Source organism: Bifidobacterium sp. wkB338 (assembly GCF_003688325.1).
In the GTDB taxonomy this organism is placed as follows: Bacteria; Actinomycetota; Actinomycetes; order Actinomycetales; family Bifidobacteriaceae; genus Bombiscardovia; species Bombiscardovia polysaccharolytica.
Window position 1 is genome coordinate 1 of record NZ_NPOR01000037.1, and the last position, 23,655, is coordinate 23,655.

The following is a 23,655-nucleotide window of genomic DNA, read 5'->3' on the forward strand; positions in this document are numbered from 1 at the left end:
GGTGTTCTTCCCGATATCTACACATTCCACCGTTACACCGGGAATTCCAGTCTCCCCTACCGCACTCCAGTCCGCCCGTACCCGGCGCCGATCCACCGTTAAGCGATGGACTTTCACACCAGACGCGACGAACCGCCTACGAGCTCTTTACGCCCAATAAATCCGGATAACGCTTGCACCCTACGTATTACCGCGGCTGCTGGCACGTAGTTAGCCGGTGCTTATTCGAAAGGTACACTCACTCTCGCTTGCTCCCAATCAAAAGCGGTTTACAACCCGAAGGCCGTCATCCCGCACGCGGCGTCGCTGCATCAGGCTTGCGCCCATTGTGCAATATTCCCCACTGCTGCCTCCCGTAGGAGTCTGGGCCGTATCTCAGTCCCAATGTGGCCGGTCGCCCTCTCAGGCCGGCTACCCGTCGAAGCCTTGGCAGGCCATCACCCCGCCAACAAGCTGATAGGACGCGACCCCATCCCATGCCGGTAAACCCTTTCCCACACCATCATGCGATGATGCGGAGCATCCGGCATTACCACCCGTTTCCAGGAGCTATTCCGAAGCATGGGGCAGGTTGGTCACGCATTACTCACCCGTTCGCCACTCTCACCACCAAGCAAGCTTGGCGGATCCCGTTCGACTTGCATGTGTTAAGCACGCCGCCAGCGTTCATCCTGAGCCAGAATCAAACCCTCCACAAAAAAACCATGAAGAAGCCGAAACGACTCACATCAATAATTGACGGGCCAGCTTCCATAAGGAGGAAACCAACCCACGAAAAACCCCGACACCAATTACACGCTCCCACGAAACCCCAAAACAAGGAAGGCATCGGACTGGCAATCAAAAAGCTATAAGTAGCACAAACACGCTCTTGAGTTCTCAAACCACCACCACACCAACAAGCGTTCATCTTCCTCCCGGAAGAAGAACCGCCGTGTTGAGCAGCAAGAGATAAACTTACCACGAGCCAGCCAAAACGCAACCCGGCCCCTCCGAGAAGACCCTCAAAACAAGCTATAACAAGCCCTCAGACGGCGTGTCGTCGCATGTCCCTTTTTAACTTTAGACGTCGCGAAGATTGGACTTCAGCGCATTGCCACGGCTTCATGCACACATTTTATTCACAAAGTTACGATCAGGTCCCAGCGCAATTGGCGTGTCGGCTTAGTCCCTTCATAGTCCTTTTGAACTCTGCTCATAGTCGGCTGTATCCAATGCGGAGTTCACCTCCCGTTCTCGACCGCCAGTCATCCACAGCCTACGAATATAAATGTTGATATAGATGTATGTTCGCGCACTATGTTGGTCTGCGAGTCATGGATTCTGTTGACGGATGGTAAGACGGGTGTATGAGCACAACAATTGCAGTACTGACCGGGGCGGGAATCTCGACTTCCGCCGGTATACCGGATTTTCGCGGACCTGACGGGGTTTGGACCAAGCATCCCGATCAGATGAACGTCTATGACTTGGACCTGTTCATGAGTGACCGGAAGCAGCGGGAGTATTCATGGCGGTGGCAGAAGGAGTCACCAGTCTGGAAGGCCCAGCCCGGAGTAGCGCACAAGGCACTGGCCAGGCTGGAGCAGGCAGGCATGCTGAACCTGCTGGCTACGCAGAACTTCGATGCCCTCCACGAGAAAGCCGGCAACTCCGAGGATGTCATCGTCAACCTTCACGGGACCATCGGCAGCTCCCATTGCATGAAGTGCGGTCAGGCATATCGGACGGCCGACATCATGGCCAAGCTTGATCAGGAACCCGATCCGCACTGCCACAAGCCCATGCCCTACCAAGGCAACATGCCATGCAACGGCATCATCAAGACTGATGTGGTCTACTTCGGTCAAGCCCTGCCCGAAGGAGCCATGGAGAAGAGCATGAGGCTGGCCAGCCAGGCCGATCAGTTCTGGGTGATTGGCTCCACCTTGGAAGTGTATCCAGCAGCTTCGCTGGTGCCGGTGGCAGCCCAGGCGGGCGTGCCAATCACCATCATGAACATGGGCTCGACCCAATACGATTCCCTGGCAACCCGACTCATCCACGAACCTATCGAAGAGGCACTGCCCAAACTCGTCGACAAAACCATCGCCGGACAAGGATGATTCCCCAATCGCTCCGCGCAATTACTGGAACAGATCTGCGATCTGCAGGTTTCTGATGGGCCCTGCAAGAACCTGCAGGGCCCACTATGCCAATCCTTGAGCCGTCTTCCGTCTCGCTACAGACAGACTCTGCCTGTACCGGTCCCCTGTCAGCGTCGTTTTGGAACCCCGGCACTCCTATCACGCGGATACTCTGCATCAGGAAGCGAACCTCTACCCCAGAAGAAGGACAGCGAATCGACTCCAGAAGCCGAGCCCGGGGATTTCATCGCCTTCCGCGCCAGGACCGTCACCGACGTGTAGCGGCGGCTGATCAGGCCGCACAAGCACGACCGATAGACGGCCAGACAACACCAACCAATAATTTAAAAAGCCATGTTATTGGGTACAGGAGAATAGCCATGAACGAATACGAGTACGAGCCTAAGACGGAACAAGAGCGCCGGCAGATGGAGGAGATGAACGCCAAGGCCGAACGCGGGGAGCGCCTGGATGTCATACCAGGCTCCGTACGGCGCAAGGATCCGAACCGCGGAGTGGATGAGGACGAGTTCTTCCGCGACCTCCAGGAGGAATTCGACCAGATGCGCCTGCGCCGGGCCGAGGCCACCCGGTGAGGGCGGAGAGGGACAGGCGTGCAGGAGGTGAAAGGAGCGCAAAATGGCCAAGCAAGTCACATCCGAGAACCAGGAGGACATCGATGCGATGATCCGCGCAGCCGACCGGGGGGAGCTGATCCACCACACGGAGGCCGCCATCCGGCGGGACCCCGGCGCCCCGCTGCTGACCGACGAGCAGGCCGCATCGCTCATGGCCCAGAGTCTGGCGAATCTGGAGAAGCTGGAGGAGCGGCGGGCCGAGGCACGGACCGCTCGACGCACCTGAAGGGTCAGGGTGCCCGACGACCTGGACGACAAGGCCAGCCGGCTGGCCAAGAAGGAGGGCATCCCCAAGTCGGCCATCATCCGCAAGGCCGTCGCCCGGTACGTCCAGGACACGGACAAGCAGCCGACAACCGCCTGACGGCCACCGCACCAGGACGCAAGGGCGCCCCCGGAACCCATGAATGACGGGTCCGGGGGCGCCCTTCGTTCATGCGGTCATGCGGCCGGCTGCGCGCAGCTGATCCCGCAGGGCATGCCCAGGACGGCCAGCCGGTCCCGGGCCATCCTGGTGGACAGATTCTCCACCTCCATGCACGCGGTACAAGCCTGCCGGAGCCGGCAGGAAAGAACAGAGCCGGACGTGCGCGCCGGAAGAACCGCCGCAGTCAGAAACGAGTATTTCACCGTTATCCCAGAAAGGGCCCGAAACCAGCTCACCACATCCATAAAACACCAGCAATCACAGCCCACCAAACGTAACCACCCAAGCATCAGACCCACCAGCAATCACGAAACCACCATCAGCAACACACCCCAAGTGCACCAACCAGCGCAGACAGCAATCACGTCCAGACAAGCCACAATCAAACCAAATTCAAGAGATGGACCTTGAATGTAATTTGAGGGACTTTGAATGCAGCAAACCCTCTTAGCCCCACGCGCAGTAAAGCTAATGAGAGATCCCCTATATACCTATATAGCTATATAGCTATATAGGTATACTAGAAAACTTGAATTTTTGATTTTGATTTTGACGGTGGATGACTTCGCTTCGCGGTCATTGGGGAGACGCTCATTGAGAAGCTGCGCGAACAGATTAAAAGCGTGGTCGGAGAACTGCAATCGCTGCTGGACGAAACGAGGAGACATGGACAAGAACCCGAACCAGAGCAACGAGGAGGACCTGAGTGCACGACTGTGCGAGACGAGGCAGGCGCTCGAGGAACTCAGGAACTACCAGGGCGCGCAGATACAGCTCGTCACCAGCCACCAGGTGAACCTCAGGGAGTAGTTGGAGACGATAACCTCCACGATGGAACCGGCCAACCAGATGCTGTTGACCAGCTTGCAGTGATTAGAGGACTCAGGCAACAGGCAGAGCGAAGCCTCAAGGAAGGTCACCCTCTTTGGCTACAAGGCGTTCGAGGAGAGCGTGGAGCAAACGGCCAGCAGTAACGAAACACAGCTCAGGAAGATGTACGACTAGCAGCGGCACGTGAACGAGCAGCTCTTAAGTCTGCAGAGCAGGCAGAACAGCAGGCTCGACTCGCGCGCCCACGACGTCACACGACACCTCGACGAGGCCCCGGCCTCACTCGATAGACAGGCCAGCGAGCAGATCAGACGAATGGGCAACCGGCTCGACTGACATCAAATTCGCAACTGGCCGACCGCCACAATCCCTACCAGTGTCATCACCAGCGACATTCTCTACATGATTCCGCACTACATCCACTAAAACATCCCATGCTCATGGTGTGAGTGTAACCAAGCAAACTGGTCTTGGATCTGTTGTTCGAACTCCGGCAAGGATATTGTTCCAGGAGTAGCCAGCGTCATCGTACCGGTTCGGATTCCACATCGGTATCAGTGGCACAAGAACGGTCTCTATATGTGAGAGGCCGGAATGAATCAGCTGTATTTATGGGGTAGGATAGCACGTGATGGAAGGTTTTTCGCCATCATATTCGCCTTCAAAGGAGAAGACTTGAGGAAGTTTGGGTGAGGTATTTGCGAATTCACTGGATTGAACGGTTGACGATTTGGGCTTCCTTGATTCTCACCATAGTGGTGACATTCGAGATGCTTATCACTATCGACCAGGAGCTTCCGGCAGGTACCGGCACCTCTTTCACCGTCGAGAGGGTTGATACCGCGACGAAGGCGGATGCCGTGCGTGCGATTGCTCAAGCTTCAAAAACTTTGGGGATTAATGTCTTCAAGATCCAACCTTCATTTCGTGATTCAATGAAGTCTCGTGTTCTCGTGGCCTTTGTGGGTGACCAAAAGTCTTTTCAACGAAATGGAGGGTACGATTATCCTTCCTTTTCAACGCGTGACCAGTCAACGAAAGTAGTTTCTTTTGAAGAGATTACCACCCAGGACTTGCGCGGAAGCTATGCGACCAATGCGGATAGGTCGCATATGGAACAGCTCGCCAAGGCTTTGTCACGTTCCCGGATAGTGGTTGACGAATCACAAAGCCTCTGGTCACGAGGCTTCTGGATAGCTGCGATGATATACGCGTTAGGGAGGGGTGGCCTTTGGGCGGGAGTCGTTATCATCGCCATCACATTGGTGGTTTCCACCGCGTATTCCCTGTCCAGGAACAGGAAGATACATGCGATCAAGGCGATGCACGGTTATACCAGCGGAAGGATACTCGTCGGCGAGCTGGTATCACTGCTCGCCACACTCGCCGTGGGATTGGTGATAATTACCTTAGTGGGATTACCTTTCCTCTGGTTTGTCAATAACTTCCACCAGATTTGGCGACTCCTTCGAGCGCTGTTTATCGCCGTGGCTGTATTGACGGCTTATCTTGTCTTCCTGGCGTTGGTTTTGGGTGGTGCCAGTACATTCCGCGATCGAATACCCGCCGTTCTCAACGGAGAGGGTAACGAACTCCGTGATGGCATCATCGCCGGTTTCGCCCAGTTCATGGTGGTGGCTGTTCTCTTTGGCACCATCAGCGGCTCTCTGAATAGAATCAGCGCGGTACAGAGCACCAGCCGGTCCTTGGCACAGTGGTCTCGCATCTCGGATCAATATGTCCTGAGGTTTTCAATCAACATCACACAGGAGGATGAGCTCCGGGCAGCGCCTCCCCTGATGAAAGTGATCGAGGATCTTGACGGCAGGGGGAAGGCGATGCTGGTCGGGTATAATAAATTTGGCTCCGATTATTACGATGATCCTTATGAACCGGACGGATCCGATTCGATGATAGTGAGCCCGAACTATCTCGACAAGCAACCCATTGCCGGGCTTGATGGGAAACCGGTCAGGGTGGTTGGAAAAGATATCGGGGCTTTCACACTCCTGGTGCCTTCATCATATAAAGGGGACCCCGGGGCCTTGTTGAAGGAATACGCCGAATATTTCAAGAGAATGTGCCAAGGAGATGTCACCCGGAAACAGAAATCATATTCCTGCAACCCTCACGGCGTCTTGGTCCGCACACGTTCGGGCCAGGACATATCTCTCTTCTCGGGAACGCAGTTCATGCCTGCGGAGGATCAGCAGAGGCTGTCTTTGAAGAATCCAGTGGTAGCCGTCACATCCCCATCGTCGGGGTTGATCAGCCCCATGGAATACCTGTCATACACATCAAGCGATAGTGTATTGTTCTCCGATCCGGAACTCCTGCAAAGCAAGCTGGACCATTATGGTATCTCCGGATACTTCCAGGGGATTGATAACGCCAAGGACTCGGTAGCGTATACGTTGTCATTATCCCGGAACGAGCAACGCGGGGACATCATAGCCATATCGTTCGGTCTGGCCGCTGCCATGATGGCCATCCTTGTGTGCTCGGCCGCGTATTGCGCAAGACGACGCAGGCTCTCCTTCGTCCAATTCATCCATGGATACGGGTTTTTCAGAAGACATGGAGGCTTCCTTATCATGCAGAACACCGGGGTGCTGCTGACCCTCATAGCAGTCGGCATTATCGGCTCGATGAACAAGGTTGCGGATCTGGTGGCTGGAGCATTGCTCTTCGCCGGATCCAGCCTCATCATGGCCATTACCGTATCGGCATACGAATCAAGGTTCCGTGCCGACGACATCAAACGCCCGTGAAACGCGGTGCGGAGGGAGATGCATATGACAGACGCAGGCATGCAGCCGACATTGAAAGTCGAAGGACTTACCAAGAGATTTGCAGAACACACGTTATGGTCGAGACTATCCTTCGACGCTGGACCTGGTTCCATAATCGCAGTGAGCGGACCGTCCGGCGCAGGCAAGACGACCCTGCTCAACTGCGTCGGCTTGTTGGAGGACTTCGATGAAGGATCGGTCACTTACAACGAAGGGACATTCCGTTCTGGTTATTTGCATAAGAGCAGGAAGGGGCAGCGAGTGTGTCTTCGCGAAAACATCGGATTTCTATTCCAGAACTATGGTCTTGTCGAACAGTGGAACGTATCGCGTAACCTGCAGATTCCCCTCAAAATGAAGAAGCGCGAGCATCGCAAGGAACGGGATGAACGAATCGACAGCGTACTTGACATCGTCGGGATGAAAGGTTCACAGAAGAAAAAGATATACACCCTATCGGGCGGGGAACAACAGAGAATCGCCCTCGCGAGGCTCCTGCTCAAGCAGCCAAGTGTCATTCTTGCAGACGAGCCGACATCTGCGCTGGATCAAGACAACGCTAACGTCGTAATACGTATACTGTGCGAACTTGCCCAACAAGGTGCCGCCGTCATCATCTCAACGCACAATGAAGAAATAAAGCAAATCTGTTCGTCGATTATCGAAATAGGCTGATACACCCACGTCCTCCACCCGCAGACTGTGACGACTCCGGGGAAGGGACTCCGCCTATGATGAGCGCAAGGCAGCACAAGAATCGCCATAGATTGGCCCTTTAAGAACCAGCAAGTCCCATCAGCCAAGCCCAGCAAAGGCGTCGACCATTCTGACTGTTCTCTCGGCAATAATCATCGTCCATCATTGTCCCCGAACATCGGATGCCAGGCACAGGCACCGGATCCAATCGGAACATAGTGCTCAGTAGTTCTGATGGACCTGGAAGCCGTGGCTGCGCAAGGTGTCCAGAATCTGGGTGATGTGATCGGGGCCGTTGGTCTCCACAGTCACTTCCAAGAGCACGCCGTTGTCATAGTGGCCAGAGGATTTGAACTGGTCGTGGTTCAGCTCGATCACATTGGCACGCAGGTCAGCCAGGACCGTGGCCACCTTGACCAGCTGGCCGGGAACATCGGGCAACTCCACGCCGAACTGCATGATGCGCCCGCGGGAGATCATCCCCCGTTGGATGACTGCACCCATGGTGACCGTATCGATATTGCCACCCGAGATGATGGGGACGATCACATGCGGACCCGGGGCCGATCGGAAGACATCGGATTGTAGATCCAGCTGACCCAGTGCTGCCAGGGAGACGGCGCCAGCTGCCTCGACCACTAGTTTGTGCTTCTCCAGCATGAATAGGATCATCTCGGAAATGTCGCTTTCAGTCACCTGGACCAGATCATCCATATAGCGGCTGAGCAGAGCATAGTTCAGATCGCCGGGACGTCTGACGGCTACGCCCTCGGCAGCCGTACGCATCTGATCTGCTGCGACCACATGACCGGCTGTCAGAGATTCACGCCAGGCCGGAGATCCGACCGGGGTGGCTCCGATGACTCTGACCTCAGGCTTGAAGGTCTTTACGGCGAGCGCCACGCCGGCGCCCAGCCCGCCCCCACCCAGGGGAACCACGATATCGGTGACATCGGGCACGTCCTGAAGAATTTCCATGGCGATGGTCCCCTGACCACAGACGACCTCGTAGTCGTCAAAAGGCGGGACGAAGGTCATGCCGCGATCACGTGCCAGCCCCAGGGCGTAATCAGAGCTTTCATCGAAGACCTCACCCTGCAGGACAACCTCGGCACCATAGGCCCGAGTGGCATCGACCTTGAGCGGCGGCGTGATTCGGGGCATGACGATGGTGGCCTTGGCGCCACGACTGCGTGCGGCAAAAGCCACCCCCTGGGCATGATTGCCAGCGGAAGCGGTGACGATGCCGCGGTCCAGCTCGTCCTGATTCAGCGAGGCCACCTTGTTGTAAGCTCCGCGAATCTTGAAGGATCCGGTCAGCTGCAGATTCTCCGGCTTGAGCAGAACGCGATGGCCTATCCGAGCACCCAGGTCATCGGATTCCTCGATAAGGGTATGGCGGGCCACACCTTCCAGACGTTGGGCGGCGTTACGCAGGTCGGCGGCATGATCGGCCTCAAGACAGGCGGTGATTGTTGAAGTATCCATGCTCCAAGTATGGTCGGCCGGGCCCGACCAATGGGGTCAGCCGTCAACATGGTGGACACCCAAACATGCCAGAAAACCAAAACATGTGAGCAATCGGACGTTTGGGCACCCGAGGACCAGACAAGTATGAGAGAGGATTGAAACAACCAGACCGATAACCAGGTGAGTCACCAGCACCAGACGGATCGGCGTGCCAACAGACAGATTGGTTCGCCAATGCGATCAAGCTGGACAAACAAGTCGGCATGATGAACAAAAGTCCGTCTGCGGCCAATATAGTTGCCGACATCCCTCACCAGTCGCCCCGACAGACAGGACAGGCGACAGAAGGCAACGGTCGCACCAGACCGACCATGGTCATTGCCGACTGCCGCCGGTGGGTGGTGATCTCCACCAGCCGCTCGTAAACTTGCCGTCATTCACTAGCTGCCACCGGTAGCGGTTAGCGGTGACCTGCCTTACTTGTCGTCAGTGAGCTGGGCATGTGCCTCGTCGACCACGGTATGGTCGTCGCGGAAGTCGTGGGAGGCCGCAGGCTCGTCAGAGCCACGGGCCACGCCGGCACCCAGGTCGGCCAGCAGCAGAGTGACCGCGGTCGGATCGTTGACTCGCAGCCGTGCCTTGGTCTGGCCGGGCCCGACCTTGATGGTCCAGCCCTTATCGGGCATGACCGCGAACATGGTCTCGTCGGTTTCATCGTCGCCCAGAGCCATCATGAAGTCGTAGTCACCGCTGTTGACGAAAGGCAGAATGGCCTGGCCCTTGCTGGTGGCCACGGGGGTGACCTCGACGACCTTGGAATTCTCCATGATCATCAGCCCCAGGCCGACTACTACGCCGCGCAGACGATGGAGCAGATCCTGGCGCTCCTGTTCGGCCACCTGGACATCGCTCATCCGGTAATGCCAGGCCACAGCATCGGACTTGCTTTCCACGAAAGAGTGGGGGACCTTGGTGGCTGATTCCTCCATGATGGGCCGGATCACTTTCTGCCAGGTATCGGAGTCAGGCAGCCCCTTCGCCCGCTGCCACTCGCCCGAGTTGCTGCCGGGCAGGTTGCGGTTCCAGGCGCCGTGCTCGGCAATCAGCCCCACCGGCAGGTCGCCAAACCAATCCTGCATGATCTGATGGCTGCGGCCGGAGACCAGCAGGAAATCCACATCAGGATTGCTTCCCACCTGGGTCAGCAGACGGCGGAGGGCCTGGGTGGGCTTGGCCCGCTCAGGACGGCGAACCAGCGGGGTCAGCGTCCCGTCATAATCACACAGGACCAGACGACGATGTGCGCCGTCCCACTGACGAACGATGGCGTTGTGGTGATCCATACGCAGCCTCCTATCTGTCATGCCAGGAGCGGACACCTGCCGCAGGGAGTCGAGGAAGGAGGTGCACCAGTTGGCTGCAGTGCGCACCTTGAGTCGGGCCTGCATGCGGATGTTGCGCCGCTTGGACTCCTCGGGGGTGATCTCCAGGGCGTTGTGCAGGGCCTCGCAGACCATGTCGATGTCGTAGGGATTGACGATGAAGGCATCGGTCAGCTCGTCGGCCGCCCCGCACATGTCCGAAAGGACCAGGGTGCCGTCGCGCCCGTCATGGCAGGCCAGGTACTCCTTGGCCACCAGATTCATCCCATCGCGCAGGGGGGTGACCAAAGCTACGTCGCCAGCCGTGTAGATGCCGCAGACCGGCTTGATAGACAGTGAGCGGGTGATGTAGTGGATGGGAGTCCAGGCAAGCAGGGAGTAGCGACCGTTGATCTCGCCCACCAGCTGGTCCACCTGGGCCTTGAGCCGCTGATAGGACTCGACGACCTCTCGCGACGGGGTGGCCAGCAGGTAGTAGGTGACATGGCCCACCCACTCAGGGTACTTGTCCAGCATGCGACCGAAGGCCTGTAGGCGCTCGGGCAGACCCTTGGTGTAGTCCAGACGGTCCACCGAAACGATGACCTTGTTTGACCGGCTACCCACCGAGGAGGCCGCCTGCTTGGCCAGCGTGGACTCGGGAATGTCCTCCTTCATGTAGTGGCTCCACCAGTTGGCATCCGATGCGGCGGCTTCGTTGGCCGCTACCCCTTCAGCCGTCACCGAGGTGCGGTAGCGATGGCGGGGTGACTTGCCGCAGACCTCGTCGATCCCTCTACGCATGGCCCGGGCCAGACTGGAGTGGGCGGTACGCCGGTAGAGGTTGTAGTCAATGCCGATGGGGAAGGCATCGATGGCTGCGCGGTGGCCGTCAGGCATCTCGACCACACCGTCCCGGTTGACCGGCAGTTCTGGCAGCAGCCTGTGCAGCGAGGCCAGGAAGCTGGCGGAAAAGTCCACCGTATGGAAGCCGATCAGGTTGGCGCCCAGGACGCCCTCCAGAATCTCACGGCTCCAGGGCAGGGAGCGGAAGATCTCGGCGCTGGGGAAGGGCACGTGCAGGAACCAGCCGATGGAGGCGTCAGGGTAGCGTTCGCGCAGCATCTTGGGCAGGAGCATCAGATGGTAGTCCTGGATCCATATGGTGTCGCCCTTGCGGATGAGCGGCTCCACCACCTGCGCGAAACGCATGTTGACCTTGCGGTACATCTCCCAGTCCTCCTGGCGGAAGACGGCCTCATGCGAGAAGTCGTGGAAGAGCGGCCAGAGGGTGTTGTTGGAGAACCCGGCGTAGTACCCGTTCAGCTCCTCCTTGCTCAGGAAGATAGGAATGCACCGGCTCTCCCGGTAGGCCTGGCGGATGCGGTCCAGCTCCTTTTCCGAATACTTCTGAGGATCGATGCCGCTCCAGCCGATCCAGAGGCTGTCCTTATGGGAACGGTGGTAGGGGCCGATGGCCGTGGCCAGGCCCCCCACGTTCTGGCGCAAGGTGTAGGAGCCATCCTCCCGTGCTTGCAATGACATGGGCAAACGGTTGGAGACGATGATCAGACGAGACATGCAACCCGCTTTCTTTTCCCGTCCGCGCCGGAATCGTCGGGATTGACCACGGCACGGACCCATCGCCCCTGGACCCGGGGACCCAACCGGTCCACACAGGCCCATCGGGGCATCGCTGACTTCCACTCTAGCCGGGAACGCGCTTCGGCGGCGGGGTTTCCCTCAGAGTCGATAGGCGAAACCCTCCCAAGGGGAGAGACGGCCAGTCAACAGGGAACTGGCGGTTTGCTCGGGCCGATAGGTAGATATGAGAATCCGATCGGGATCCACTGCCCCAAGAGCCATGGAGGTGAATCCGGTCTGGTCCAGGCCCAGAAGTGCTGCGGTCTGAGGCGGGAGTGAGGCCGGGCGGCTGCTCAGGTTGACCACAACCAGCAGGCGCTGGCAGGGCAGGGCATCCAGAACGCTGGCAGCCTCGGGTCCTGACTTGGGTTCCGGAGCCTGGTCCAGGGAACGGGTGAATGAATAAATCTGGTCCGCGTCCGGATCCAGAAGAGTGAAGTCGCCGGCTGCCACGACCGGATTGGTATGACGCAGGCGGATCAGCTCCCGATAGAATGACAGGACCGAATCCGGGTCGCGCAGCTCAGTCTTGACGTTGACCTTGTCCCGGTTAGGGTTGACGGCCAGCCAAGGCTCCTTTGGAGCATACGAAGCGGTGAAGCCAGCGAACTTGGTGGAGTCCCACTGCATGGGGGTGCGGGCGTTGTCACGACTCATATAAGCCAGGGCGGCCATCATGGACTCCGGATCCTGCTCGTGCGCCTGGTCGACCCGCTGATGGTAGAGGTTGACGGACTCCAGATCCTGGTATTGGTCAAGGCTGGTGAAGCCGGCGTTGGTCATGCCCAACTCCTCGCCCTGATATATGTAGGGGGTTCCCCGGTGCATGTGCAGGAGGAGCCCCAGGGCCTTGGCTGAACGCGAGCGCAGCTCCTCGCTGGATGTGTCGCCCCAACGGGAGACGATCCTGGGCTGATCGTGGTTGTCGAAGTAGAGGCTGGCCCACCCAGCCTTGGCCACAGCCTGTTGCTGCTCGTCCATGGCCGCCTTGAGCCGGGAGACCTGGAAGGGGCGGATGTCCCACTTGCTGTCCCCGGTGTCAACCTCGGTCTGGGTGAAGAGGAAAAGCATGTCCAGCTCATGGTTGGCCGGGTCGGTGATCTGCCCGCTGCGGGCAGGTGCCAGACTGGGAGCCTCTCCGACGGTCAGATAGCCCTGCCGACCCTGGAAGACCTGGCTGCGCATCTGCCTTAGGAACTCATCCAGCCTGGGACCATCCACACAGAAAGGCACCGAGGATGAATAACCCTCGGGCCCAACGGGACCGTCAGCGATGGCCGATCCATCCTCGCCGGGAAGACGGCCTTCAGAGTCGACAGTCTTGGAGATCATGACGATCACATCCATGCGGAACCCGTCGATGCCCCGGTCCATCCACCAGTTCATCATGTCGAAGACGGCCTGCCGGACCTGTGGGTTCTCCCAGTTGAGATCAGGCTGCTTCTTGGAGAACAGGTGCAGGTAGTATTCGCCGCGCTGTGGATCGTACTGCCAGGCGGAGCCTCCGAAGTAGGACCCCCATTGGTTGGGCTCTGCGCCAGGAGTCCCCGGTTCATGGCCGGCCTTGGCAGGGCGCCACCAATACCAGTCGGCGTGCGGGTCATCCTTGTTGCGGGAGGCCTGGAACCAGGCATGCTCGTCCGAGGTGTGATTGACGACCAGGTCCATGACCACCTTGATCCCCCGCTGGTGGGCCTGGTCCAGAAGCTCATCCATATCGTCCATGGTGCCGAAGATGGGGTCGATGTCCTGGTAATCGGCGATGTCATAGCCGTTGTCGTCTTGGGGGGACTTGTAGACCGGGCTCAGCCAGATCACGTCCACGCCCAGATCTGCCAGGTAGTCCAGCCGCTGCGTGATGCCCGGCAGGTCGCCATAGCCGTCGCCGTTGGTGTCCTGGAAGGACCGCGGATAGATCTGGTAGACCACAGCGTTGGCCCACCAGGGATTAGGGGTGGCTCCGTTGGTCCGTACCTGGTCGGGCAGCTGCATGCGTTCTTCCTGGGTCATGGTCCTCCTCACGAAGATTGGATTCCTGGGACTTCCTTGTTCTGTGACCTCTACTATAGGCTGACCAGAACTGCCTGTCCTGGCAGGGCTACTTGACAGCTCCTCTCATAACGCCGCTGATGACCCACTTCTGCGCGAACAAGTAGACGATCAGGATGGGCGCCAGGGCCATCAGATAGCTGGAGAATGCCATCGGGTAGTTGGTGGCGAACTGGGAGCTGAAGACATACTGCGCCAGTGGGATGGTCTGGCTGGTCTGATCCGTCAGGACAATCAGCGGCATGAGGAAGTCGTTCCAGGCCCAGAGAGCTGTGGTGATGGCGATGGTCGCATTGATCGGCCCCATCAGAGGGAAAATGATTGTCCAGAATATCCTCCAGGTGCCTGCGCCATCCAGGCGGGCGGCCTCCTCAAGAGCTGTGGGGATGGATCGGATGAATCCCGTGGCAATGAAGAGGTTGGTGCCCAGACCCAACACCACGTAGAGCAGGATCAGACCGGGCACGTTGTCCAAGTGCCAGCTGCCGAACTGCTTGGCGATGGGAAGCATGACCACGGGGAAGGGGACGAACATGGCCGCGATGAAGAAGTAGTAGAGGAAGCGGAAGAAGCGCTTGTCCATATTCCTGGCCACGGCATAGGCCACGAAGGTGTTGGTCAGCAGGGTGAGTGCCACTGCGCAGACCGTGACGATGGCCGAATTCAGCGCAGCCTTGGGATAGTTGACCTTGTTCCAGGCATCAGCGAAATTGTGCCACTGCCAGGAAGAGGGAAGGCTGAAGGTTCCGGCCTCCGCAGGGGTCTTCAGAGCCGTGACCACGGTGAAGTAGAGCGGCACAAGAATCGTCAGGGAGAGCACAGCCACAGTGGCCGTCAGCCACCAGTTGACTCTCTTGAGGCGCGAGCCCGGGGATCCCCAACGCCGCCTTCCCCCTTTTCCTACTGATTGTGCCAGTGTCTGCGGTTGCATAAGCGCTGTCTGTGCCATCTCAGATCTTCTCCCCTCTTCTGGAAATGCCCAGCTGGATAAACGCGATCACAGCCAGGACGATGAAGAACATGACCGCATTGGCCGTCTGATAGGCGTACTCGCCTCCGGTAAGGCCGCCCTTGTAGATGAGATAGGTGACTGTTTCTGTCTTGGAATCAGGTCCTCCTGCGGTCAGGGCCACCACCTGATCGAAGGTGTTGAAGGCATTCTTTAGGGTCAGCACCAGATTGATGGTGAAGAATGGGCCAATCAAGGGGAAGGTGATCCTCCAGAATTTCTGCCACTCGTTGGCGCCATCGATGGATGCGGCCTCATAGACCTCAGAATCGATGGTCTGCAGACCAGCCAGATAGATCAAGGTTGAATAGGCCACTGCCTGCCAGACCGAGAGGAAGACGATGGGAATCCATGCATAGTGCTCGCTGGTCAGCAGGGACTGGGAGAGCCAGCCGATGCCCAGGGCCTTCCCCAGAGCCGGCAGGGGCGTCATGAAGATGTACTTGAAGACATAGCCGATGACCAGAACCGAGAGCGTATAGGGGATGAAATAGATGACCCGGAACCCGTTTTTGAAGGCGATCTTTCCATTCAGTGCCACCGAGATGAACAGGGCGATGAAGTTGACCAACAGGGTGATCAGAATGGCGATCAGCAGAGTGAACAGGTAAGCGTGGCCCACACGGCCGTCACGGAAGAGGGCTCCGTAATTCTTGAAGCCGATCCATGAGAAGCGCCCGTACCCCTGGGAATTCGTAAAGGAGTAGGCTACACCCTGGAGGAAGGGCACATAGAGGAAGAGCGCGAAAATCAGAGAGGCCGGTACCGCCATCCAGTAGAAGGCGCGGTCCACCTTGCGATTGGAGAACTTTGAAGGCCGTTTTCCGGCCTTGGCTGTTGCGTCAGCGGTACGGATGCCGACGACCTTGGATTGTGCCATGTCTGAGTCCTGACCTTTCATCATTGGAAGTTCCTTGCCTGGACCTTGTCCCATTCGTTCTGCATGGAACCGATGAAGCCATCCACATCCCCCTTGGTGACCATGGTCTGCAGGTAGCCGCCGATATTGATGGAAGAGGGGATGTAATGGTCGCAGAAGTCGGCCAGGCGGTTCTGCTGGAAGAAGGGAAGAACCCCGTTCAGGGCCGGATCGCCTGCCTCCACCTTTCTGGTCGGCGTGAAGGCAGTCTGGGCCTTTGCATAGGTGCGCAGCTGCCGGGGCTGCATCAGGTAGCGGATTAGCCTCATGGCCTCCTTGGGATGCCTGGTGGTGGCACCCATGGTCAGCATGACATCGTCGCCAGCCGTCAGTATCTGCCGAGACGGGGAATCATCGGCCGGCATCTGGGCGAATCCGAGGTCCACATCCGGATCAATCATCCTGATTTGCGGTATGGCGTATGTTCCCAGAGGAAGGATCGCCACCTTGCCCTTGGCCATGTTTTGAGTGCCCTGCTGGTAGGTGACGCCCTTGTCGCCAGTGGAATGGCTGAAGAGCTCGACCTCGCGCCGAGCCGGTTGTGTCCACAGGGTCTTGAAATCGGTTTTACCAGCCAGAAGGTCCCTGTACCTGCTCTCAGGGACCAGGGTTCCCGCCAGAGAAGCTAGGGGAGCCTGGGCGGTCCACGAATCGGAAAGGGTGCCCTGCACAGGTTCGATGCCCTGGTCCTTGAACTTGTCCATGACGGCTGTGAACTCCGACCAGGTACGCGGTGGATTGTCAGGATCTACCCCTGCCTTTCGCCAAAGTGTCTTGTTATATATGTACCCGCTGGCGTTGCCGGCAAAGGGCAGTCCATACAGGCGCTTGGCCGAAGGATCCTTGGTCTGGACCAGATTCCTGGCTATCGACACCATGCCCGGATTCAGCTCCTTGACCAGGGGATCGTCAGTGAAATCATGGAAGACCCCGGATGCCGCGAACATGCCGAAGCTGATATCGCCGTTGAAGGTGATGACATCGGGCACCCGGTTTTTGACCAGACGGGTACGTAGATCCGTCTGGGCATCGGCCGAATTGTTGATGTTCACCCTGATGCCAGGATTCTCCTTCTCGAACTGTGCCACCATGGCCTTGAACTGGTCGGCTGCCTCGAACTTGAACTGGAAGAAGTCCAGGGTAACCACGCCTGAATTCGCAGAACCGCAGCCCGCCATTGCCGCGACGGTCAACAGAGCGAGGAGCGCGGCCACTCCGTTCCGAACCCAGGTCGTCATTCGATCAAACCCGGATCCTTTCCTACTGCCGATATCCTTCATATTTGGCTCCTTTACCATCCGTACGGGCAACAATGACCTAGATGATTCTGCGGATCAGCTTAGGGGACCGGGATATTTCATTCCCAGCTTCGGCGAGTTCCTTTCGTTAAGAAAGTAATTAAGATAAGCTGTTCGGCATAGGGGGCTTGTCCGCAATCAGGTCGGACCAGTTTTCCGTGAGGAGGCGCCGTGGCCGACAGAGACAACCTGAGATCAAACCAACACGGAGATGCTGACTGTTTAGGGGAAGCACGACCGTTCCCGGCCTGGTTCACGGCCTCCAGGTACACCCACCGCATTGCCGTTGAGATCCTCCAGCACGGCCCGATCTCCAGAGTGGCTCTGGCGCGGCGATTCAACCTGACCCAGGGCGCTGTATCACGCATCACCAACGATCTGACCCATCTCGGGGTCATCAGAGAAGCCGGCACGCTGTCGCAGGCAGACGAGGACCCTGGGAGTCAAAGTAGCCGCAAGCATAGCCCTATTAGCGTAGGCAGACCTCAACAGGCCCTGGTCATCCGCCGGGAAGCCAAGACCTTCATCGGCATCAATCTTCACGGCGGCACAGCGCTGGCCACAGCGACGGATCTGGCTTGTCGACCAGTCGGCCAGTCTCACAGTCATCACATACGTCAACGCAGCCCAGGCCAGGTCGTGAGGATGCTGTCAAACCTAACTCAGGAGTGCATGCGTGAGATCAGCCAGGCCGGGCTGCCCAGCCCCTCCGGCATTGCCATCTCCCTGGGCGGCCGGGCGGAGGGAGACAGAGTCGTCACCTACGCCCCATTCCTGCATTGGAGCGAACCTGTCGATCTTGCCACCAAGATGGAGAACACATGTGATCTGCCTTGCCTGATCTTCAATGATCTCGATGCCTTGGCCCTGTACGAAGGATGGTTTGGCGAGGGCATCGGACTGGACCGGTTCGCTCTGATCACCATGGGATCCGGCATTGGCTATGCCTTGAGCGAGCACGGCATGCCCGTCTCCTCGCCGGATGAAGGGTTTGGGCTGATCGACCATCAGCTGGTGGATCCGGATGGGCCAGTCTGCTATCTGGGCCATCGTGGCTGCGCCCAGTGCCTGACTACAGGCTCCCTGGCTGAGCAGTACTCGCATGCCATCGGGCAGGCCGCCAGCCTCGAGAAGTTGGTCAAAGACCTGGAGGAGGACATGCCGCAGGCGGAGACCCTGCTCAATCTGACCGGTTATCGGCTAGGGGTGCTGATCGCCCTGGTGGCCAACGTGGCCCTCCCTGACAAGGTTCTGGTGGGCGGGGAGACCTCCTATCTGATGAAGAGGTGCATCGAATCCGTACGCAAGGGCACAGCCTCATTCCGCCACAGCCAGATGGTCGAGGTCCCTGTGAAGATCATCGACAGCGACTGGCTCCGCTGGGCACAAGCGCCGGCGGCCAGAGCAATCGCCCGGTACCTGCAGGGTCCCGAAGAAGCCGATAAGCCCGAATGACTCGGAAAACGACTGGACAGATTCAGATGCGGCTCACTTCAAAAATCACTGCCTCCGCCGGATGAATGACCGGCGGCCGGATTCCCTGAGCGCCCAAGGCCGCACCCGAGAGGACCGCACCTTCGGGACACCACCAGGCCAGAGGGCTTTGCCCACTGCCAATCCAATCCAGGTCAGTGCAGATGTCCAAGGGCCTGATCCGGTAATCAGACTTGGTATCCAGGCCGGGAAGCGCTAAAGGCTGCGGAGGGTAATTGACCGAAGAGGTCAACTGGGTGAAGCGGTAGAGCGCCTGCGAGCCGTCAGCTGAGACTACCCCGTCCAAGCGAACTGCCGGGTCGGGTGCGTCGCCATGTACTACGTGACCGGTGTGCAGTATATGCCGCCACTGCTTATACAGATCGATCCAGCGCCCCAGCTCGTCCAGCTGATCCTGGGGCACGGCAAGCAGGTTCCATTCCACGCCCATATGGCCGAAGAAAGCCATGGCCGCACGCAGACCGAGCGAGGTGGCGCGGCCGGTGGAATGGGCCGGGGAATCACCCACATGCTCCCCCAACATCTCCGGCGGCACCAGCAGGGACGTGTACCGCTGGATGTCGGCCCGCTCGACTGGATCCACGCAGTCTGAAACCCAGACCCTGTCGGCAAATTCCAATACGCCCAAATCGATCCGTGCGCCCCCTGAAGCGCAGGACTCGATCTCCAAACCGGGATGCCTGGTTTTCAGGTCGCGCATGATTCCATAGACCGCCTCGGTCTGCGCATGCACAGCAGGACGTCCCGACCGGGAAGAGCAGGCCTCGGTCACATAGCGATTATGATCCCATTTGATGTAATCGATGCCCATAAGCGCAATGAGCGAGTCCATTGCCTCGAACACATGGGCATAGGCATCGGGGTTGGTCAGATCCATGACCTGCTGGTTACGGCCTTCGATAGGCAGCCGGGAAGGCCCCGGGGACAGGACCCAGTCAGGATGATCGCGAAAGACATTCGAGTCTGGACTGATCATTTCGGGTTCGAACCAGAGGCCGAATTCCATTCCCAGCTGATGCACCCTGGCGGCCAGCGATTCCAGGCTCTTAGGCCCTTCGGGCCATACCTGCCGATCGATGGACCAGTCCCCCAGCCCGGACTCCTCCGAACGCCTGCCCTGGAACCACCCATCATCAACGACAAAACGCTCCACACCTATACGGGCTGCCTGCTCGGCCAGAGCAGCCAGCTTGTCATAGGACTGGTCGAAGTAGACCGCTTCCCAGGTGTTAAGGGTGACAGGCCTGGGACGTGAGGCCAACCCAGGATGGAGGGACCTCAGGAAAGCATGATACCTGTGGGCCGCCTGGTCCAGACCTTTGCCCCGGGAACCATAGAGCCAGGGCGTTGAATATGCCTGCTGGTCGGAATGACCATCAGCAGGAGGAAGCGTGATCTCCCCGGCCATCAGAATCTCGCCGCCGCCCAGCAATGCGGTAGCTGAAGGAATCCGCTCGGCGCTGAGCAGACCATTGCCGCTCCAGCCCAAGTGGACCGCATATACCTCATCATGTTCGAATCCAAACCCGGGTCGGCCCGCGCACATGACCAGGGAGGAGTCAAAATCCGGTCGTCCCACCAGACTTGAACGCTCCAGACGGCCTACGGTCAAGGGCTGACGTTGCGGACTGCGCTCGCGCAGGTGGTGACCGGTGGTGGTCAGGATCTCGGTTGCCTCGGCTGGCAAGGGAAAAGCCAGCTCCAAGCCATTGACATCCAAATCTCTGGCCGTATCCAGGTTGAACAGGTCTGCACGCTGCCTGACGAGACCGGACGAAAGCACTTGGCAATGCCAAGTCAGCCCCACACCTTGGTCTCGGTCGCTGGCCTGAACCTTCAGCGTCGGAACTGCAGAGTCGTCAGGACGGACCTGGGCCGTGCCCAGATCGACTGATTCCACCTGGAAGCAGCAAAAGATCTCAACACCGCCGCGACAGATGCGCAGTCGGCGCTGTCCGGTCCAAGCCTCGGACTGGGTCGGAAGGATGCTGGGCCAGGCCGTCAGGTCCAGTCCTCCTGAGACCCGCTGCGGGGCCAGAGCATCGTAGGTTCCCAGAAGAGCCTGCGGATCGGCCACTGGATCGCCCCAGTGAACCATCCTCGGCAGACCCTTCCCCGGGAAGAGGACAGCAAGGGACAGACCGGACTGCTCCATGTAAACCAACCTGAGGGAAACCCCCAAGTTCGATTTGCTCTGATAAGACCCCATCCTTGGGCCGCCGCGATGATCCTCCATGACACCTCCGCCATAAGCCCGACGGTGCCGTTTGCCGACACCGAATAATTAGGCTCCATGCTAGGGACCCGCGGCTAACTTGTCTGGAAGGGCGTGTTTTTCTTACTTGGGAAAGTAATTCACAGAAATCTACTCAGCAGCCGTTCGCATCACCCCTGGACGGACTGCTCCTCATGATGGACACGGAAGGCCAGCTCGGCCAGATGGACGCCGTGGGTCAAGAACTCCTGGGTCCGGCAGACATAGTCATGCTCGCGGCCAAGGCGCGCCAGATAGCCGTTGATGTAGTCCACCTCAGTCGGACGGCCCTTGGACATGTCCTGGTACATGGAGGGGTAGTGGAGGGGATTGCCCACGCGGCTGACATAGTCCACCTCGTCCAGGGTCTCCTGCCGGGTCTGGATCAGCTGCTTGCCCGCCCGCTCGCAGGCGTCGTAGGCCTCGTCGATCAGCTGGCGGGACATCTCCTTGGCGCCCGGGTAGGAGACGAACTGGCCCATGGTGATCTGGTACATGGTGCAGATAGTGTTGACCACTGAGTTAAAGATGATCTTGGCCAGGCAGGTGCCCTCGAAGTTCTCGGTCAGGATGGGGTTGAGGTTAGCGGCCTTGAAGTCCTCGGCCATCCGGCGCTCCAAGTCGGTGGTCTCCTCGGTCATGGCGCACAGATGCACGGAGCCGGCCCCGGGCTTGCCGATGAAGTCCACGTCGCCAGGCCCGTTGAGGACTGTGCCGATCATGGCAGTGCCGCCGTAGATGCGCTCCTTGGGGAAGTACTTGAGCAGCTTGTCGAAGTGCCCCCAGCCATTCATGGCCGAGTAGACCACCTGATGGTCGCGGAAAAGCGGTGCGCAACGCTCCAGGACGGCCTCCAGCTGCATCTGCTTGAGCATGATAATCCAGACGTCGGGGTCGCCCTTGTAATCCTCGGGGGTGTAAATGTTGACGGGCACCAAATGCCGATTCTCATGATCGCGGGAGACATAGACGCCTCCCTGGTCATGAACCTTGTCAATATTGGGCATCCAGGTATCCACGAAATCCACCTGCAGGCCGGCCTGCTCCTGCAGCAGCACACCCAGACGATAGCCCATGGCTCCGGCACCGATGACCGTATATCGCATCGAAATACACCCTCTTTGTTCTCTTGAATAGACAACGCACCTCCAGGGACCGGCCCGGGGGATACCAAGCAGTATGCCGAGGCGGCAGAGGGGAACTTGGGCTAAGGTCGCATGGTGGACATAAGGGCTGGAATATGCGTGGATTTCTGCACCTTAAAAGACATCGCCACGTCTGGTCGGTGCCCATCGGCACATACGCGGACATCCTGCCATCCCGATGAAGACGTCGACCTAGGCTGGGACCCATGCAGAAAGAGCAGAGAGGAGCCGGAAGACTGGACCGGCGGACCCTGGCCATCCTGATTTTGGTGGGCGTGATCAGCGGATTCCTGTCAGGGATGTTCGGCATTGGCGGCGGATCGATCATCGTGCCTGCGCTGGTATGGACCGGACTGCAACAACGGCAGGCCTCGGCCACCTCGCTGGCCTCAATGATCCCCATGTCGCTAGCCGGGGTGGCCTCCTATGCCCTGGGCGGGCATGTGGATTGGCTGGCCGCCCTGCTGCTGGCCGTCGGCACGGTCATTGGGGCGCAGATCGGCACTTGGCTGCTGGACCGGCTTCCAGAGGTGATACTCAGGTGGCTATACGTAGGCTTCCTGATGGCAGTCATTGCCCAGCAGTTGCTGTCCACGCCCTCCAGGGAGAGCAGCATCCAGCTGAACCCGGCGGTGGCCTTGATCATTCTGCTGGTCGGCGTCCTGATTGGAACACTGTCAGGGTTGTTGGGCGTAGGCGGCGGAGCCATCGCAGTGCCGGCCTTGGCCCTGCTAGGGGCTAGCGACCTGATCGCCAGGGGAACCTCTCTGCTGGCCATCCTGCCCAGTTCCTTGTCAGGGACGTTCACCAACCTGCGACACCACCTGGTCCATGCCGGTCAGGGGCTGCTTCTGGGAATCGTGGCCGCTCTGACCACACCGGTAGGCACCTGGGCGGCCTCGGGGGTCAGCGCGCGAGTGGGAGCCAATCTGTTCGCCGCCTACCTATGCCTAATTGTTTTGCGTTGCATCTGGGCAGCCCTCCAAGTCACTCCGGCCTTCCAGCGTTACAGGGCCAGTCGCCGCTAAAAAAGAAGTCTCAACTCTGGCGGTGCCGGGCGAAGAAGTCGGCAAGAATTCCGGCGCATGCCTGTTCACATACACCGCCCAGCACCTCGACCTTTGATCCGGTGTGCGGGTCACGGGGCAGATCCCAGACAGACCCGCAGGCTCCCATCTTGGGATCCCAGGCGCCGAAGACCACCCTACTGAAGTGGCAGGCCATCAGGGCTCCTGCACACATCGGGCAGGGCTCCAGGGTAACGACCATGGTGCACCCTGCCAGATCCCAGCCCACTTCGGATTTCTCGATGGCCTCCATCTCGGCGTGGGCCAGGGGACGGCCCAGGGCCTGCCGCTGGTTGAAGCCCCGGCCGATGATCCGGTCCGTGGCATCCAAGACCAAGGCGCCCACGGGTACGTCCCCACGGTCTCCGGCTATGCCAGCCAGTCGCAGGGCCTCTTCCATGGGTGCCTTCCACCGTTCTTGCACGGGTTCAGTCT

The 23,655-nt window shown here is 58.9% G+C and carries 18 protein-coding genes and 1 rRNA gene; 9 read left to right on the forward strand and 10 right to left on the reverse strand.

Annotated features, from left to right (window positions below):
* Positions 1–698 (reverse strand): 16S ribosomal RNA (locus tag CI603_RS06435); the annotation flags it as partial.
* 651 nt (positions 699–1,349) lie between these two features.
* On the opposite strand from CI603_RS06435, the gene CI603_RS06440 reads away from it, so the two are divergent.
* From CI603_RS06440 to CI603_RS06465, 7 genes are all read left to right on the forward strand, one after another.
* Positions 1,350–2,105, forward strand: a complete 756-nt coding sequence (locus tag CI603_RS06440) for a Sir2 family NAD-dependent protein deacetylase (RefSeq protein ID WP_046322234.1) — start codon at positions 1,350–1,352, stop codon at positions 2,103–2,105.
* A gap of 401 nt (positions 2,106–2,506) precedes the next feature.
* Positions 2,507–2,722 (forward strand): hypothetical protein, encoded by a 216-nt coding sequence (locus CI603_RS06445; protein WP_110424717.1) that lies wholly within the window; start codon positions 2,507–2,509, stop codon positions 2,720–2,722.
* A gap of 43 nt (positions 2,723–2,765) precedes the next feature.
* Positions 2,766–2,990, forward strand: coding sequence for a hypothetical protein (locus CI603_RS06450; protein ID WP_121913495.1), 225 nt, complete (start codon positions 2,766–2,768; stop codon positions 2,988–2,990).
* 9 nt (positions 2,991–2,999) lie between these two features.
* Positions 3,000–3,128, forward strand: a complete 129-nt coding sequence (locus CI603_RS06455; protein ID WP_121913496.1) for a ribbon-helix-helix domain-containing protein — start codon at positions 3,000–3,002, stop codon at positions 3,126–3,128.
* Positions 3,129–3,857: 729 nt separating this feature from the next.
* A complete protein-coding gene (locus CI603_RS09030) occupies positions 3,858–4,001 on the forward strand; it encodes a hypothetical protein (RefSeq protein ID WP_183122269.1) in 144 nt (47 codons plus the stop codon).
* Positions 4,002–4,711: 710 nt separating this feature from the next.
* The gene (locus tag CI603_RS06460) at positions 4,712–6,793 is read left to right on the forward strand and encodes a bacteriocin-associated integral membrane family protein (RefSeq protein ID WP_121913497.1); all 2,082 of its coding nucleotides are present in this window, start codon (positions 4,712–4,714) and stop codon (positions 6,791–6,793) included.
* A gap of 24 nt (positions 6,794–6,817) precedes the next feature.
* Positions 6,818–7,489, forward strand: coding sequence for an ATP-binding cassette domain-containing protein (locus tag CI603_RS06465; protein ID WP_015021170.1), 672 nt, complete (start codon positions 6,818–6,820; stop codon positions 7,487–7,489).
* A gap of 243 nt (positions 7,490–7,732) precedes the next feature.
* Here CI603_RS06465 and ilvA read toward each other — a convergent pair whose 3' ends face one another.
* The 6 genes from ilvA to CI603_RS06495 all read right to left on the reverse strand — a co-directional run bounded on the left by ilvA (position 7,733) and on the right by CI603_RS06495 (position 17,200).
* Positions 7,733–8,998, reverse strand: coding sequence for a threonine ammonia-lyase (gene ilvA, locus CI603_RS06470; protein ID WP_121913498.1), 1,266 nt, complete (start codon positions 8,996–8,998; stop codon positions 7,733–7,735).
* A gap of 458 nt (positions 8,999–9,456) precedes the next feature.
* On the reverse strand, positions 9,457–11,922 hold the full coding sequence (gene otsB, locus CI603_RS06475) for a trehalose-phosphatase (RefSeq protein ID WP_183122270.1): 2,466 nt from the start codon (positions 11,920–11,922) through the stop codon (positions 9,457–9,459).
* A 162-nt stretch (positions 11,923–12,084) separates the two neighbouring features.
* On the reverse strand, positions 12,085–13,995 hold the full coding sequence (locus CI603_RS06480) for an alpha-glucosidase (protein ID WP_121913500.1): 1,911 nt from the start codon (positions 13,993–13,995) through the stop codon (positions 12,085–12,087).
* 88 nt (positions 13,996–14,083) lie between these two features.
* On the reverse strand, positions 14,084–14,983 hold the full coding sequence (locus tag CI603_RS06485) for a carbohydrate ABC transporter permease (protein WP_259465504.1): 900 nt from the start codon (positions 14,981–14,983) through the stop codon (positions 14,084–14,086).
* A 1-nt stretch (position 14,984) separates the two neighbouring features.
* The gene (locus CI603_RS06490) at positions 14,985–15,923 is read right to left on the reverse strand and encodes a carbohydrate ABC transporter permease (RefSeq protein WP_183122271.1); all 939 of its coding nucleotides are present in this window, start codon (positions 15,921–15,923) and stop codon (positions 14,985–14,987) included.
* A 20-nt stretch (positions 15,924–15,943) separates the two neighbouring features.
* Positions 15,944–17,200 (reverse strand): ABC transporter substrate-binding protein, encoded by a 1,257-nt coding sequence (locus CI603_RS06495; protein ID WP_121913530.1) that lies wholly within the window; start codon positions 17,198–17,200, stop codon positions 15,944–15,946.
* Between the two features lie 231 nt (positions 17,201–17,431).
* On the opposite strand from CI603_RS06495, the gene CI603_RS06500 reads away from it, so the two are divergent.
* Positions 17,432–18,715 carry an ROK family transcriptional regulator gene (locus CI603_RS06500; protein ID WP_121913501.1) on the forward strand — a complete coding sequence of 428 codons (1,284 nt, stop codon included), beginning with the start codon at positions 17,432–17,434 and terminating at the stop codon, positions 18,713–18,715.
* Between the two features lie 22 nt (positions 18,716–18,737).
* Here CI603_RS06500 and CI603_RS06505 read toward each other — a convergent pair whose 3' ends face one another.
* On the reverse strand, positions 18,738–20,990 hold the full coding sequence (locus CI603_RS06505) for an alpha-galactosidase (protein WP_395947974.1): 2,253 nt from the start codon (positions 20,988–20,990) through the stop codon (positions 18,738–18,740).
* Between the two features lie 149 nt (positions 20,991–21,139).
* Entirely contained in the window at positions 21,140–22,114 is a 975-nt protein-coding gene (locus CI603_RS06510) for a ketopantoate reductase family protein (RefSeq protein WP_121913503.1), read from the reverse strand.
* A 245-nt stretch (positions 22,115–22,359) separates the two neighbouring features.
* Between CI603_RS06510 and CI603_RS06515 the strand changes: the two genes are divergently transcribed.
* Positions 22,360–23,181: a sulfite exporter TauE/SafE family protein gene (locus CI603_RS06515; protein ID WP_121913504.1), complete on the forward strand. Its 822-nt coding sequence runs from the start codon at positions 22,360–22,362 to the stop codon at positions 23,179–23,181.
* Between the two features lie 10 nt (positions 23,182–23,191).
* Here the strand turns inward: CI603_RS06515 and CI603_RS06520 are convergent, their stop codons facing one another.
* Positions 23,192–23,620, reverse strand: a complete 429-nt coding sequence (locus CI603_RS06520) for a nucleoside deaminase (RefSeq protein WP_121913505.1) — start codon at positions 23,618–23,620, stop codon at positions 23,192–23,194.
* Positions 23,621–23,655 lie beyond the last annotated feature (35 nt).